Source organism: Kribbella sp. NPDC050820 (genome assembly GCF_040653975.1).
Lineage (GTDB): Bacteria > Actinomycetota > Actinomycetes > Propionibacteriales > Kribbellaceae > Kribbella.
In genome coordinates this window covers 47,142-61,225 of record NZ_JBFAHB010000024.1, presented here as the reverse complement: position 1 = coordinate 61,225, position 14,084 = coordinate 47,142, and the positions used below count along the sequence as shown (strand labels likewise).

17 protein-coding genes are annotated in these 14,084 nt (G+C 68.7%); 6 read left to right on the top strand and 11 right to left on the bottom strand.

Annotated features, from left to right (window positions below):
* Positions 1-9: 9 nt before the first annotated feature.
* The 3 genes from AB0H36_RS21685 to AB0H36_RS21675 are packed head-to-tail and all read left to right on the top strand — an operon-like array spanning position 10 to position 2,929.
* Positions 10-1,083, top strand: coding sequence for an ABC transporter ATP-binding protein (locus tag AB0H36_RS21685; protein WP_360525992.1), 1,074 nt, complete (start codon positions 10-12; stop codon positions 1,081-1,083).
* Positions 1,080-2,054, top strand: coding sequence for a sugar ABC transporter permease (locus AB0H36_RS21680; RefSeq protein WP_360525989.1), 975 nt, complete (start codon positions 1,080-1,082; stop codon positions 2,052-2,054). The genes AB0H36_RS21685 and AB0H36_RS21680 overlap by 4 nt, the downstream gene beginning before the upstream one ends.
* Positions 2,051-2,929 carry a carbohydrate ABC transporter permease gene (locus AB0H36_RS21675; protein WP_360525986.1) on the top strand — a complete coding sequence of 293 codons (879 nt, stop codon included), beginning with the start codon at positions 2,051-2,053 and terminating at the stop codon, positions 2,927-2,929. Before AB0H36_RS21680 ends, AB0H36_RS21675 begins: the two co-directional genes overlap by 4 nt.
* Before the next feature lie 9 nt (positions 2,930-2,938).
* On the opposite strand, the gene AB0H36_RS21670 is transcribed toward AB0H36_RS21675, so the two are convergent.
* The 3 genes from AB0H36_RS21670 to AB0H36_RS21660 are packed head-to-tail and all read right to left on the bottom strand — an operon-like array spanning position 2,939 to position 4,947.
* Complete coding sequence (locus AB0H36_RS21670; RefSeq protein WP_360525983.1) at positions 2,939-3,154, bottom strand: exodeoxyribonuclease VII small subunit; 216 nt, start codon at positions 3,152-3,154, stop codon at positions 2,939-2,941.
* Positions 3,151-4,371, bottom strand: coding sequence for an exodeoxyribonuclease VII large subunit (gene xseA / locus AB0H36_RS21665; RefSeq protein WP_360525980.1), 1,221 nt, complete (start codon positions 4,369-4,371; stop codon positions 3,151-3,153). The genes AB0H36_RS21670 and xseA overlap by 4 nt, the downstream gene beginning before the upstream one ends.
* Positions 4,372-4,404: 33 nt before the next feature.
* The gene (locus AB0H36_RS21660; protein WP_360525977.1) at positions 4,405-4,947 is read right to left on the bottom strand and encodes a TetR family transcriptional regulator; all 543 of its coding nucleotides are present in this window, start codon (positions 4,945-4,947) and stop codon (positions 4,405-4,407) included.
* A 117-nt stretch (positions 4,948-5,064) separates the two neighbouring features.
* Here AB0H36_RS21660 and AB0H36_RS21655 point away from each other — a divergent pair, with 117 nt between their 5' ends.
* The gene (locus AB0H36_RS21655) at positions 5,065-5,562 is read left to right on the top strand and encodes an HAD domain-containing protein (protein ID WP_360525974.1); all 498 of its coding nucleotides are present in this window, start codon (positions 5,065-5,067) and stop codon (positions 5,560-5,562) included.
* 129 nt (positions 5,563-5,691) lie between these two features.
* Positions 5,692-6,720, top strand: coding sequence for a 4-hydroxy-3-methylbut-2-enyl diphosphate reductase (locus AB0H36_RS21650; protein ID WP_360525970.1), 1,029 nt, complete (start codon positions 5,692-5,694; stop codon positions 6,718-6,720).
* On the opposite strand, the gene AB0H36_RS21645 is transcribed toward AB0H36_RS21650, so the two are convergent.
* The 3 genes from AB0H36_RS21645 to AB0H36_RS21635 all read right to left on the bottom strand — a co-directional run bounded on the left by AB0H36_RS21645 (position 6,713) and on the right by AB0H36_RS21635 (position 9,192).
* Positions 6,713-7,471: a hypothetical protein gene (locus AB0H36_RS21645; RefSeq protein ID WP_360525967.1), complete on the bottom strand. Its 759-nt coding sequence runs from the start codon at positions 7,469-7,471 to the stop codon at positions 6,713-6,715. The two genes, AB0H36_RS21650 and AB0H36_RS21645, sit on opposite strands and share 8 nt — an antisense overlap.
* Before the next feature lie 2 nt (positions 7,472-7,473).
* A complete protein-coding gene (locus tag AB0H36_RS21640; protein WP_360525964.1) occupies positions 7,474-7,992 on the bottom strand; it encodes a SigE family RNA polymerase sigma factor in 519 nt (172 codons plus the stop codon).
* An 84-nt stretch (positions 7,993-8,076) separates the two neighbouring features.
* Positions 8,077-9,192, bottom strand: a complete 1,116-nt coding sequence (locus AB0H36_RS21635; protein WP_360525961.1) for an aromatic ring-hydroxylating dioxygenase subunit alpha — start codon at positions 9,190-9,192, stop codon at positions 8,077-8,079.
* A gap of 61 nt (positions 9,193-9,253) precedes the next feature.
* Here AB0H36_RS21635 and AB0H36_RS21630 point away from each other — a divergent pair, with 61 nt between their 5' ends.
* Positions 9,254-9,721 (top strand): NUDIX domain-containing protein, encoded by a 468-nt coding sequence (locus AB0H36_RS21630; RefSeq protein ID WP_360525958.1) that lies wholly within the window; start codon positions 9,254-9,256, stop codon positions 9,719-9,721.
* On the opposite strand, the gene AB0H36_RS21625 is transcribed toward AB0H36_RS21630, so the two are convergent.
* The 5 genes from AB0H36_RS21625 to AB0H36_RS21605 form a co-directional block, all read right to left on the bottom strand.
* On the bottom strand, positions 9,718-10,167 hold the full coding sequence (locus tag AB0H36_RS21625) for an SRPBCC domain-containing protein (protein WP_360525955.1): 450 nt from the start codon (positions 10,165-10,167) through the stop codon (positions 9,718-9,720). The two genes, AB0H36_RS21630 and AB0H36_RS21625, sit on opposite strands and share 4 nt — an antisense overlap.
* On the bottom strand, positions 10,164-10,505 hold the full coding sequence (locus tag AB0H36_RS21620) for a metalloregulator ArsR/SmtB family transcription factor (protein WP_360525952.1): 342 nt from the start codon (positions 10,503-10,505) through the stop codon (positions 10,164-10,166). The genes AB0H36_RS21625 and AB0H36_RS21620 overlap by 4 nt, the downstream gene beginning before the upstream one ends.
* A gap of 105 nt (positions 10,506-10,610) precedes the next feature.
* A complete protein-coding gene (locus AB0H36_RS21615) occupies positions 10,611-11,801 on the bottom strand; it encodes a glycoside hydrolase family 64 protein (RefSeq protein WP_360525949.1) in 1,191 nt (396 codons plus the stop codon).
* 123 nt (positions 11,802-11,924) lie between these two features.
* A complete protein-coding gene (locus tag AB0H36_RS21610; protein ID WP_360525946.1) occupies positions 11,925-13,094 on the bottom strand; it encodes a DNA recombination protein RmuC in 1,170 nt (389 codons plus the stop codon).
* Between the two features lie 123 nt (positions 13,095-13,217).
* Positions 13,218-13,985 (bottom strand): polysaccharide deacetylase family protein, encoded by a 768-nt coding sequence (locus tag AB0H36_RS21605; RefSeq protein WP_360525943.1) that lies wholly within the window; start codon positions 13,983-13,985, stop codon positions 13,218-13,220.
* Between the last annotated feature and the right edge of the window lie 99 nt (positions 13,986-14,084).

Here is a 14,084-nt window from a genome sequence, read left to right as displayed (position 1 = left end):
TGAGGTCGAGTGGCTGTCGTCGAAGTCCGCAACCTGCGCAAGGTGTTCGACGGCGGCCGGGCCCGCCGTCGCGGCGCACATGGCCGGGTCGACGCAGTCGACGGGGTCGACCTCGCGACGGCCGAGGGGGAGTACCTCGTGCTGCTCGGCCCCTCGGGCTGTGGGAAGACCACGCTGCTGCGGACGATCGCGGGCCTCGAGCGACCGACCGACGGTGAGGTCCGGATCGACGGGCACGTCGTGAACGAGTTGCCGCCGCGGGCCCGCCGGGTCGCAATGGTCTTCCAGAGCTACGCGTTGTACCCACACAAGACGGTGCGCGCCAACATCGTGTTCCCGCTCAAGGCACAAGGGATCGACAAGGCGGAATGGGCGGGCAAGACCCAGTGGGCGGCCGAGTTGCTCGGAATCGGGTCCCTGCTCGACCGGCGGCCTCGGCAACTGTCCGGCGGCGAGCGGCAGCGGGTCGCGCTGGCCCGGGCGCTGGTCCGCGAGCCCAGCGTGTTCCTGCTCGACGAGCCGCTGTCCAACCTGGATGCGAAGCTGCGGGCGAGCGCGCGCGACGAGCTCAAGCGGTTCCAGCGCCGGGTCCGGACCACCACGATCTACGTGACCCACGACCAGGTCGAGGCGATGGGCCTGGGCGACCGGATCGCGGTCATGTACGCCGGCCGGATTCGGCAGCTCGGTCCACCGGTCGAGGTGTACGACGAGCCCGCGGACACCTTCGTCGCCACCTTCCTCGGGTCGCCGCCGATGAACCTCGTGCCACGAGACGGCGTACTCGTCGGCTTCCGGCCCGAACATCTGCTGCCGGCGTCGCTGGTGCACGGTGACGACCGGCTGCTGGTGCCGTTCCAGGTCGACCGGGTGGAGCACCTGTCCGGAGACCGGCACCTGTACGGCGTCGTCCGCGGGCTGGGGGCGGAGACGCGGGTGATCGCGCGGCTGCCGGCGACCGTGACGGCTCCGGTCGAGCCGGGTGAGGAGCACGAGTTCGCCGTACACGCCGAGCGGTTGCGGTTCTTCGACGCGGACAGCGGCCAGCGGACCGAGCCCGTATCGGTGCGGACCGGGTCATGACCGATCCCGCCCTCCTCCCACCACGCCCACCCAGTCAGCCGGCCGAGGTGCGACCCGAGGTCTCACCGCCGGTCGATCTGGGAGTGCGGCGACGGTTCGCCGACCGCGAGGGGCTGCTCGCCTGGGTGTTCCTGCTGCCGTCGGTCGGCTACATCGTCGCGTTGGTGGCGGTCCCGTTCTTCCTCGCGATCGCGTTCAGCTTCAGCGACGTCACGGCCGGGGACCCGAGCTTCGACTGGGCCGGGCTGGGGAACTACCAGAACGTCTTCGACGACCCGGTCTTCTGGCGATCACTGCGCAACACCATCGTGTTCACGGTCGTCTCGATGGTGCTGATCGTTGTTCTCGGCAAGATTCTGGCGAACATCCTGGTCGCCGACTTCCACGGCAAGTGGGTGGTCCGGTTCCTGGTCCTGCTGCCCTGGACCACGCCGGTCGCGCTATCCACGATCGCGTGGTTGTGGCTGCTGGACTCGGTGTTCTCGCCGATCGACTGGGTACTGCGCGAGTTCGGCGTGATCGACGCCAACATGTACTGGCTCGGCAAGCCGAACCTCGCGATCGGGTCGGTCATCCTGGTGCACGTCTGGCGGCTGGTCCCGCTCGCCGCGGTGATCATGATGGCCGGGCTGGTGGCCATCCCGAAGGACGTCCAGGAGGCCGCGGCGGTGGACGGCGCCGGCTTCTGGCGGCGGATGCTCGAGATCACCGTCCCGCTGACGCTGCCGATCATCGCGGTGGCGGCGCTGTTCGGGGCGATCCTGACCTTCACCGACATGGCCGTCGTCTACGTGCTGACTCGGGGCGGCCCGACCAACTCCACCCAGGTGCTGGCGAGCTGGGCGTTCTTCCGCGGGATCGAGGGTGGCGACGTCGGCCAGGGCGCGGCGATCGCGTTGTTCCTGTTCCCGTTGCTGCTGGCAGCCGCGATCGCGATTCTCCGGGCGGTACGGCGGATGGACGTCTCGTGAAGGCAGCCGAGATCGAGCAGTTGCGGCGGCAGGCGCGCCGGCGTCACGTGGCGTCCCGGATCGCCGTGTACCTGCTGGCGATCCTGGCCGCGCTCGGCGCTGCCGGGCCGTTCATCTGGGCCGGAATCACCGCGTTCAAGGAGAACCGCGACCTCTACCGGCGGACCAACAACCCGTTCCTGTTCAACCTGACGCCGACCAGTGAGCACGTCGACTACCTGTTCAACAGCACGGAGTTCCCGACGTTCGTGTGGAACACGGTCTGGGTCGGTCTGCTGGTCACCGCGATCACGCTCGGTCTCAGTCTCCCGGCGGCGTACAGTCTGGCCCGGCTGGACCGCCCGTGGTCGGGACCGATGGCCATCGCGATCTTCTTCGTCTACCTGGTTCCACCGACGCTGCTGTTCCTGTCGCTGTCGCGGGTGGTGGTGGCCGCCGGGCTGCAGGACCGCACGTGGTCACTCGTGCTCGTCTACCCGACCATCACGATCCCGGTCTCTGTCTGGCTCCTGATGGGCTTCCTGCGGTCGATCCCGAAGGACATCGAGGAACAGGCGATGGTCGACGGCTACAGCCGGCTCGGCGCCTTCGTGCGTACCGTCGTACCGCTGGTGTTCCCCGGCGTGGTGGCGGTGGTGGTCTTCGCGTTCACGCTGACCGCGAGCGAGTTCATCTACGCGCTGGCCTTCGTGTCTCCGTCCGGCGAGAAGCCGATCAGCACCGGCGTCCCGACCGCGCTGGTCCGCGGCGACGTCTTCTTCTGGCAGTCCCTCCAGGCCGCCACCGTCCTGGTCGCGGTCCCCATCGCCCTCGTCTTCAACCTCTTCCTGGAACGCTTCATCACCGGCTTCACCCACGGAGCCGTCAAGGGCTGAGCCTGAAGGTCAGTCGGACTTTTCCTCGTGGGTGGCTTGGGCTTTGGCGAGGCGTTCGCGGGCGCCGTCGAGCCAGTGCTGGCAGGTGGCGGCCAGTTCTTCGCCGCGTTCCCAGAGGGCGAGGGACTCCTCGAGGGTGGTGCCGCCGGCTTCGAGTTTGCGGACCACCTCGACCAGCTCCTCGCGGGCCTGCTCGTAGGAAATCTCCGGTCGGTCTCCGCTCACGTGTTCTCCTCGGACTTGACTTCGACAGCGAATCGGCCGTCGCTGACGCGTGCCTGCAGCAGATCGCCGGCAGCCACCTGCGCCACTTCCCGTACGGCGGTCCCGTCTGCCAGCTGCAGCACGGAGTACCCCCGCTCCAGCGTCGCCTTCGGGCTGAGCGCCCGCACGCTCGCCAGCCGGTGCGTGATGTCGTCACTCGCCCGATCCAGCCGATGGGTCAAGGTACGACGGTTCCGCTCCACCAGGGCCGTGATCTCGTCGGACCGCCGCTGCAGGTCGGTCACCGGTGCCGCGAGCGACGGCCGGCTCCGAATCGCCGCGAGCGCATGCATCTCCCGCTGCAGCCAGCCCGTGATCGCCCGCAGACCGCGCTCCCGCAGCAGCCGCACGCCATCCAGCTCCTCGCGCACATCCGGAACGATCCGCTTCGCCGCATCCGTCGGTGTCGACGCGCGCAGATCCGCGACCAGGTCAAGCAAGGGCGAGTCCGGCTCGTGGCCAATCGCACTGACCACCGGCGTCCGCGCCTGGGACACCGCGCGGATCAGGCCCTCGTCCGAGAACGGCAGCAGATCCTCCAGTGATCCGCCGCCGCGCGCGATCACGATCACCTCGACCGACTCGTCTCCGTCGAGCTTCCGCAGCGCCGTCATCACCTCACCCGCCGCCGCAGGCCCCTGCACCGACGCGTACTCCACCCGGAACGCCACCGCCGGCCACCGGCGCTTCGCGTTCTCCAGCACGTCCCGCTCGGCCGCGGAGTCACGACCGCAGATCAGCCCGATCGTGTGCGGCAGGAACGGCAACGCCTTCTTCCGGTACGACGCGAACAAGCCTTCCGCGGCAAGGAGTTGCTTCAGCCGCTCGATCCGGGCCAGCAGCTCGCCGATCCCGACGTGCCGGATCTCGTTGACCGCGAGCGCGAGCGTGCCGCGGCGGGCGAAGAAGTTGGGTTTCGCGTTCACCACCACGCGGGAGCCGTCGGTGACGGGCGGGTCGACCGCCTCGAACACCCGGCGGTTGCAGGTGAACCGCAGCGAGATGTCCGCGTCGGTGTCGCGCAACGTGCCGAACACCGTGGTCGTCCCACGCCCGATCGACACGTCGGTCAGCTGCCCCTCGACCCACACCGCGCCGAGCTGGTTGATCCAGCTGGCAATACCGTTCGCGATCGTGCGAACGGCTGCAGGCGCATCCGGCGAGGTCTCCAAAGCCACGTCCAGACCCTACGGCCCCGCGCCGACAATCTCTCAGCCGGGCGCGGCCAGTTGCCGGATCACCTTTTCGAGCAGGCCGTCCGGGAGTACGCCGGGCAGCGTCAGCTGCTCCAGCATGTAGCCGCCGACGGTCAGGTACAGCAGGAGCGGGTCGCCAGGCAGGCCGTGCTCGCGGTGCAAGTGGATGTTCTCGTCCAGGTTCTCCCGGACCCGCTTGGCCAGCGCCTCCTGGAGTGCGGGCCGGCGCGTGGCCTCGAGGCGGAGCTCGAGGAGCGCCAGGTAACCGGCCCGGTCCTTGGTCAGCCGCTCCTGCAGGAGATGGAGCAGCGCGGTCAGGGACTCGGTCGACGGCGGCTGGTCCAGATGCTCCGGATCGGCGCCGAGCCGGTCGTGGACCCGCATCCCGGCCTGCAGCAGCAGGTCGTCACGGTTGGCGAAGTAGTTCGACGTCGTCCCGTTCGGCACGTTCGCCGCCAGGTCGATGGATCGGAAGGTCAGGCCGCGCGCGCCCTCGGCCGCGAGCACCTCGATCGCCGCGTCCACCAGCGCGGTCCGCCGTTCCGGATTGGTCCGCATCAGCTTCTCCCTTGGTAAACCACTTCGTGCATAGTGCTCTGTCTGGAGTGGTTTCACCAAGTACCCGGAGACGCTGCACAACCGGCGTCGCCGTACTCACCTACCATCAGGCCTGACATGCACCCCCTCCTACTCCTCGACTTCGACGGACCCCTGAATCCGCATCGTGCGCAGGGGATTCCGGCCGGCTACGAGCGACACGAGATCGTCGAGGGGGACAGGTCGTGGGTGGTGCTGCTGAATCCGCAGCACGGCGTGGAGCTCAACGCGCTCGCGGAGGTGTTCGAGCTGGTCTGGGCGACCTCGTGGGAGCACGGCGCGAACCGTTTGCTGGCCCCGCGGCTCGGGCTCCCGCGCTTGCCGGTGATCCAGTGGCCGGATCGGAGGCCGGTACGGCGGGGGTCGTGGAAGACGCCGTACGTCGCTGGGTGGGTGGGCGACCGCCCGTTCGTCTGGGTGGATGACGAGGTGGGGGCGGAGGATCAGGCGAGGCTCGGCGGGCGTGGGGTGGTGCACCGTGTGGACGCGCGAACCGGGCTTACCCGATCCGACTTCAGGGCCCTTCGGGAGTACGGAAATTCCTTTGCGGGGAAGGGAAAACACCCGCACCATTGAGGTGCTGGAAACACCTCCCGGGGGGAGCCGTCCGGACAGGGCGGACGGCTCCTCGACGCGAGCGCGGTGATGCTGGTCACAAAACCGGGCGACTCGGGTGCTGCGTGATCCGGCCCGTACCATGGGGGCGTGACTGCCCAGCCTGAGAACACTTCCACGACCGCGGTGAAGACCAAGCGGGTGCTGCTCGCTGCGCCGCGTGGGTACTGCGCCGGGGTGGACCGGGCGGTGGTGGCCGTGGAGAAGGCCCTCGACCTGTACGGGCCGCCGGTCTACGTGCGCAAGGAGATCGTGCACAACAAGCACGTCGTGCAGACCCTGCAGGCGCGCGGCGCGATCTTCGTCGACGAGACCGACGAGGTGCCCGAGGGCGAGACGGTGATCTTCTCCGCGCACGGCGTCGCCCCGGTGGTCCACCAGGAGGCGGCCGCGCGGCAGCTGAAGACGATCGACGCGACCTGCCCGCTGGTGACCAAGGTCCACCACGAGGCCAAGCGGTTCGCCGCCACCGACTACGACATCCTGCTGATCGGCCACGAGGGCCACGAGGAGGTCATCGGCACCAGCGGCGAGGCGCCGGACCACGTCCACCTCGTCGACGGCCCGGGCGACGTGCCGAACGTGACGGTCCGCGACCCCGAGAAGGTGGTCTGGCTGTCCCAGACCACGCTGTCCGTCGACGAGACGATGGAGACCGTACGGCGGCTCCGCGAGCGGTTCCCGAAGCTGCAGGACCCGCCCAGTGACGACATCTGCTACGCGACCCAGAACCGCCAGGCCGCGGTCAAGAAACTGGCCGCGGAGGCCGACCTGATGATCGTGGTCGGCTCCCGCAACTCCTCGAACTCGGTGCGCCTGGTCGAGGTCGCCCTCGAGCACGGCGCGAAGGCCGGCCACCTGGTCGACTACGCCGCCGAGATCGACGAGGCCTGGCTGGAGGGTGTCGACTCGGTCGGAGTCAGCAGCGGCGCGAGCGTGCCCGAGGTGCTGGTCCGCGACGTCCTGCGCTGGCTGGCCGAGCGCGGGTACGCCGAGGTCCAGGAGGTCACCACGGCCGAGGAGAGCCTGACGTTCGCCCTGCCTCGCGAGCTCCGCAGTGACCTCAAGGCGGCCGGCCTGCCGACCACCGGCACCTCGGACCACGCCTGGACTATTTGATCACCAGCTTGATGGTCTTGCTGGTGTCGAACGGCCCGTCGTTGCCGCAGTACCCCACCGTGTAGCGGAAGGTGTAGGTGCCCGGCTTCGTGTAGGTGTGGGTGTCGATCCGGTAGGTCTCGCGGCCGGTGGTCCGCTTCTTCGCGTTCTCGCACGTCACCGCACCGCCGTCCGACCCGCCCGGGAGCTGGCCGTCGCCCCACGTGTAGTTCGTGCCGCCGGACAGGTTGAGGAACGACGTGTCGGCGGGCAGTTGCTGTCCCTCCGAAGTGATCGGCCTGATCACCGTCCCGGACACCGTGACATTGATGGTGACAGTCCGGCCGTTGATGGTCGGGTCCAGCTTGACGTCGACACTGGTCGGCGGCGCGGCAGGCGGGGTCGTCGTGGTCCTGGTTCCGGTGGCTTTGGCTCCCGTGGTGACACCGCTCCCAGGTTTGGGAGTTCCCGAGGGACCCACTGTCCTCGATTGGAACGGCTTCGGTGTGTTGACGATTGTCGGCGTCGTCGCGACCACCGTGGCCGGCGCGCTCGGGGTGTTGGCCACCGGCGGGCTGCTGTTGATGTCGGTGAGGTTGCCGGCGGCAACGGTGACGGCGACCACGGCGGCCGCGGCCAGTGTCACCACGCCGGCGGTACGGCGACGCCGTACCGAACGGACCCGGGCGAACACGCTCTCGCTCGGCACCCCGCTCGGCGGTGGCGGATCGGCGACGAGTTGCTCGAACTTGTGCTTGAGATCGTCGGTCATGGTCAGCCCTCCTTCTGGACCGGGGTGGGAAGTGCGGTGATCAGTGCGTGTTCGCGGAGCTTGGCGAGCCCGCGGGAGACGTTGGACTTCACGGTGCCGACCGAGCAGCCCATGATCTGGGCGATCTCGGCTTCCGGCAGGTCCTCGAAGTACCGCAGCACCAGCGTCGCCCGGGTACGGCGGGGGAGTGTCGCGAGTGCCCGCAACAACAGGTCGCGGTCGTCGACTGCGCCGTACTCCTCCCGGCCCTGCGACTCGGGCAGCTGCTCGGTCGGTGTCTCGCCCCGCCACTTCCGCCGCCACCACTGGGTGCTGGTGTTCACCATCACCGTCCGGGTGTAACTCTCCAACGCGTTGCCGCTGCGCAACGAGCTTCGGTGGAACCACACCTTGGTCAGCGAGGTCTGCACCAGATCCTCGGCCAGATGCCACTCCCCGGTCAGCAAGTACCCGAACCGCTGCAACGCGGTGAACCGCCCGTCCACGAACTCGGCGAACTCGCAGTCCCGTCCTGGATCCATCCCAACCCCTATCTAGCGCAACTCGGTCAGACCTGAGATGCCCCGGCGGGGAGCAAAGGTTGAGCGGTTGCGCGAGAAAGAATGTCAGGTGCTGAGCGGCTTCCCCAGGTACCCCCGGGCGATCATCGTCACCCACTCGTGGACGGAGTCCTCGGCGGGCGCGAGCGGGCCGGGCCGGAAGTGCGGCGACTCCGCCCCGCGCTGCACGGACTCGCACGCAGCCCAGTCCTCGCGGTTGGTGACGTCCCAGAACTCCACGGCGTACGACGGGTCCGTCACCTCGGCCGGGAAGTACCAGGAACACTCGATTGCAGTCACCCCGGGCGCGCGCGGCTTGAGCCGGTGCGTCATCACGTAGTCGGGATGCAGCGAGATCAGCAGGTTCGGGAACAGCCCGAGGTAGTTCACCCGCCGCGGATCCACTCCGGGCAGCGGCACCCCGCGCGACCGCCCGTCGAGCGACATCGTCTCGGCATCCGGTCGCAGGTCCATCAGGCCGCCGACCCACGCGCCCGGCAGGTTCCAGTTGTCGCCCGACGTCGGCGGCGACACCTTGCACAGCTCGGGGTGGATGAGCGGGCAGTGGTAGCACTCGTGGTAGTTCTCGACGATCGTCTTCCAGTTGGACGCGACGTCGTACCGATGCCGCGCCTTGAGCTCCAGGGCCTCGGGCCGATACGGCGCGACCAGCTCGGTGATCCCGCCGAGGTGCTCGGCGAACGGGCCCGCCGTACCCGTCGCGTTCACGAACAGCCACCCGTGCCACACCTCAGCCGGCAACTCGACGAGCTTGTACGGCGCCGCGTCGAACGTCTCGCCCATCCGCGGCGCAGCCTTCACCGCGCCGTCGAGCTCGTACGACCACCCGTGGTACGGGCAGACCACCGCCCGCCGATCGCTCGACTCGTCGCAGGGCAGCAGCTCATGCCCGCGATGCCTGCAGGTGTTGGCGAATGCCCGCGGCCGATCGCCGAACGTCAGCACCACCCCGACGTCGCCCACGGTCAGCGCCCGCTGCGTCGTACCTGCCGACAACTCGTCCACTCGCCCGAGACAGGTCCAGCTCCCGGCGAAGAAGTGCCGCCGCTCCCACGCGAGTACGTCGGGGTCCGTGTACGCCTCCTGCGGCAACATCACCGACTCCCCATGAGGCCGCAGCGCAGCCTCCAATCCGCGAGCATTCACCGGAGCTTTCGTCATCCGCCCACTATCGGCCGTAACCCCTTTCCACGTCGACCATCGCGTGGGCCAGGATGATCCGATGAGCTCGCAAGGAAGCTTCCGCCTCGCGGCGTACGCGGTCTGCATCGTGGACGGCCGGGTGCTGCTCGCCCACTACAGGTCGGAGAACTGGACGCTGCCAGGTGGCCGGGTCGAGCACGCGGAGGACCCGTTCGACACCGTGATCCGGGAGGTCGCCGAGGAGACCGGCCTCACCGCCGTCGTGGAGCGCCTGCTGGGGGTCGACTCGCGGGTGATCCCCTCAGCTGAGGCCCGTGCCGGCATCGAGCACCAGAACATCGGCATTTACTACCAGGTCCGAATCACCGGCGGCGACCTCCGTCCGGAGCCGAACGGCGAAACCCCCGAGTCCGCCTGGACGCCACTCCACGAAGTCCCCGCGCTCCGCCGTTCATCCCTGGTCGACGTTGGTCTGGCGCTGTCTCAGACCAACCCGCCGACCGGTCACGTCCCGCCCGTCCCAGTCGGCGGCCTGATCCAGCATTAGCGGGCGCCGGCGGCGTACAGGCTGAGGACGCGATCCCAGCCGGTGTCGTAGCCCGCGCGGGCGCGTACGCCGTCCGGCCGGCGCTCCCAACCGGTGTGGGTCAGGACCACCTCGGTGCCGTCGGCAACTGCGGTGAAGGTGACGGTCACGTGGCCGGCCTGCTGTGGGTCGGACCCGGGGTGCCAGGTGAAGCTGACCGACTTGGGCGGGTCCCAGTCCGACACCGTGCCCCACGAGCCGATCTCGCCGTCGTCGCCGTACTCGACGATCCGCCCGCCGACGGCGCCCTCCAGTCGCACCCCGCGGGCCTTGTCCTCCGCGATCGAGTGCGTCAGCAACGGCCACCACTGTGACATCTCGGCCGTGAACACCTCGAACGCCCGCTCCGGCCCGACCGGCACCACGACCTTCTTCACCAACGGCGCGAGCTCCTGCTGGATGTTCATGTCTCCTCCTCGGTACGCCGTCCCTCGGTCCGGCGGATGTGATCCGCGTACGCCTCGAGGGCGTCGCCCCAGAACTGGTCGAGCCAGCCGCGCAGCTCGTCCAGGCCGGTCCGGTCGATGCGGTAGATGTTCCGCGTGCCCCGCGACTCGTGACTCACCAGGCCCACTGCCCCGAGCACTTTCAGATGCTGGGAGATCGCCGGCCGGCTGACCGGCACCCGCTCGGCCAACCCGCCGACCGAGCTCGGCCCACCCTGCCGCAGCGTCTCCAGGATCGCCCGCCGCGTCGGATCCCCCAGGGCATCCAGCACGGCGCCGACCATTCCGTAAGTCCCCACGAACGGTAAGTTGCCACTAACCATTCGATTCGTCAAGACCTCACGACAGACCACCGCACCGCGACCGGGGCTGCCGGGTGCGGTGCGGTGGTCCGGGGCGGTCCTTCAGTTGAAGGGATCGAGGGTGAGGTAGGCCTGCTGCGGGTTGCCGTCGTGCACGAGGGACTCGTGGGCGCCGACGTCGTCGAAGGCGAACGCGTAGGCCTTCCCGTCGGCCATCTGGGCGTGGATGTGGCGGGCGTAGTGGTTCGTGACGCCGTCGAGGTAGAAGCCGGCGTTGTTCGGGTCGGGCTGGTTCGGGTTCGTCAGCAGCGTGGAACGGGTGTAGCCGGCGCACAGGGTGCGGGAGATCGGGCCGCGGACCTGGTCGTTCGGTGCGTCGAGCAACTTGAAGCAGCCGAAGATGCTGGCCGAGTCAGGTTTCTGGAACGACGTGACGACCGCGCCCGAGCTGTTGCTGAAGTTCATGGCGTTGCCGGAGACACGGCCGAAGTACTTGATGCTCGGCTGGTCGCTGAACGGCGTGACCGTCAGCGTCTCCGAGCTGTACTTGGACCAGACCCGGTTCACGTAGTCATCCATCGCGTTCGCCGGGAGCGCGCCGGTCTCGACGCCGTACAGCGGGGACAGTGCGCGTAGGACGCTGCCGTCCGGTGATGTCTGGACCAGGTTGGCCCAGCCGCCGGGCTGCCCGCGGAGCGCGTTGAGGACACCGTTGTAGCCGCCGGGTTTCAGGTGGCCGGTGTACTTGTCGGTCCCGTTGGCGAGTTGCACGCCGACGGCGTACGGCGCGGAGAACATGTCGACCTGAGTGCTGTTGATCCACAGACCCGCGTCGTTCAGCGTGTACTCGGACCAGTTGAACAGGATGTTGCGGTTCGGGTCGCTCGGGTTCTGTACGGCGGGCTGCACCAGGCCGCCCGTCGTGAGCTTGAAGACGAGCTTCTGGCCGTAGGAGAAGTACACCCGGCCGGAGAACTTCGGCATCCGGATGGTGAGCGACTGCCCGTTTGCCGGTCCGGCGATCGAGGCGTCCGGCGCGGGCGTCGGCGGGTTGCCGCCGGCCGGCCACGCGTGGAAGTTGCCCGCAGCATCGGCCCAGCCTTGCTGTCCAGTAGCCAGGTTGGTGCCGAGGTTGTAGACGTAGACCGGATCCGCGCGGCCCGAGTTGTTGGTGATCTTCAGCGGGATGGTCGCCGGAACGGCCGCCGCCGGACTGTCGTTCGTGGCGGTCAGAACGCCGGCAATGCTCGCCGCGGCCACGGCGATCGCCAGCAGATGGAGTTTGATGCGCACTGTTCCTCCTCACAGGGGGCGTGTGAGAGCGCTCTCACCGTTTCGTGCCGCCACCATCGCTGTCAATGGCCCGCCGCTGTCGGCTTTCCGACAGGCGCGAATGGTCAGCCGGCTTGGGAATGGTCAGCCGGCCTGGGTCGGAGGCCACTTCCGCATCGGGTCGGGGTCCTCCAGCGCCAGGAACTCCGGAGCGGTCAGCGGGCGGACGGAGGCCTCGATCGACTCCATCGCGGTGAGCTCGGCCTCGGTGACGTGCAGGTCCCGGAGCTTTCGCGCGGTGATGAAGACCCGGCGCTCGAACGACCCGACCGTGCCGTTGTACGCCTCCACCGCAGACGTCAGCGACCGGCCGACCCGGCTCAGGTGGTCGCCCATCGTGCTGAGCCGCTCGTACAACTCGCGGCCGAGCTCGAACACCTGCTGCGCGGACTCGGTCAGCGCCGACTGGTTCCACGCGTACGCCGCCGCGCGCAAGGTGGCGATCAGCGTGGTCGGCGTCGCCAGGATCACCCGCCGCTCAGCGCCGTACTCGAGCAGGCTCGGCTCGACGTCGAGCGCCGCGGACAGGAACGACTCGCCGGGCACGAACAGGATGACGAACTCCGGCGATGGCGACAGTCGCGTCCAGTACGCCTTAGACGCGAGCTGATCCACATGCGTGCGCAAGTGCCGGGCATGCGCCCGCAACCGGTCCTCTCGGAAGGAGGCGTCGTCCGACTCGGCCGCCTCGAGGAATGCGGCCAGCGGCACCTTCGAATCGACGACCAGATTCTTGCCCTCGGCAAGTCTCACCACGAGGTCCGGCCGCAGCAGCCCGTCCTCGCCGACGGTCGTCGTCTGCTCGGTGAAGTCGCAGTGCGCGACCATGCCGGCCAGCTCGACCGTACGGCGAAGATGCAACTCACCCCAGCGCCCCCGCACCTGCGGTTTTCGAAGCGCCGTCGACAAGGAGGCCGTTTCCCGGCGGAGCGCCTCGCCGCTCATCCGCACCTCGTTGACCTGTTGATGAAGCTGGCTCTGCCAGGCCGCGCGTCCTTGCTCCAGTTGATTCAGCTGCGCGTGCAGGCGATCCAGCGCCTCTTTCACCACGGCCTGGCCGCCCATCTGCTGGCCGACCGTCGTCCTCTCCTGGGTCAAATCGACGACGCGATCCTCAGCGGCATCCCGCTCGGCCGTCACCCGCGCGAGCAGGGCGCCGTCCCGCCCGCGCACCCAGAGCACGCCGAACACAGCCCCGAGGAGCAACCCCACGAGGAGGAACAGCAGCATCAACAACACCGTCGTACCGGTCATGTGACAGATAGTGCCGAACGCCGCCGACAGTTTCCGCCCAACTCCCGCAGAGTGCCGGAAGAATGCCGAAAGAATGCGTGCTCAGTGCCGGGTGCGTTCCGGATCCGCGAGCAAGACTCGACGTCAGCAGTCCATCGCGGGGAACGAGTAGCCCTGCGCCTTCAGGAGGGGGAGCATCGTGTCGAGAGCGGCAACTGTCTGCGAGCGGTCCCCGCCGCCGTCGTGCATCAGGACGATGTTGCCCCGGTGGGCGTGCGTCAGGACGTTGTGGACGATCGCCTGCGTGCCCGGCCGGGCCCAGTCGCGCGGATCGACGTCCCAGAGCACCTGCACCATCCCGGCCGCCTTGATGTCGGCGCGGACCTTCGCGTTCGTGGCGCCGTACGGCGGGCGGAAGCAGGTCGAGTGGGGTCCGTCGAAGATCTCGTGGTGCCGTTTGGTGGCGGACATCGCGGTCAGCTGCGGATGGGTGATCGAGTGGCTGCCGATCGTGTTGCCAGCGGCAAGCACTTGCTCACGCAGTCCCGGGTGGGCCGCCTGCATGCTGCCGAGCTCGAAGAACGTCGCGTTGGCGCCGTGCTTGGCCAGCACCTGCAGGATCTTCGGTGTCCAGACCGGGTCCGGACCGTCGTCGAAGGTCAGGAAGAGCACCTTCTTGTTGCCTGCGGCAAGCGCAGCGGTCGGGTTCGGCACCGGCTTGTGCGGCGAGACGGGCGCGTTCACGTTGGGTGTCTTCGTCGGTGTCGCAGACGGTGTTGTCGACGAGGAGGTCGACGCGACGGCGGGCTTGGGCGGCTGGCCTTTGCCCAGGGCAATGGCGACCAGAGCACCGACGACGAGAACGGCCAGCGCCGTACCGGTGGCGACGAACGTGGCGAACCTGCGCGACATGACGCACCCCTTGCAGATCAGGCGGATGTACCCCGGTCGCTCCTCCTGAGGAGCCCTCACAGCGCGGCTTCGAGCCGCTGTGCCGGACACCTGAGAAGA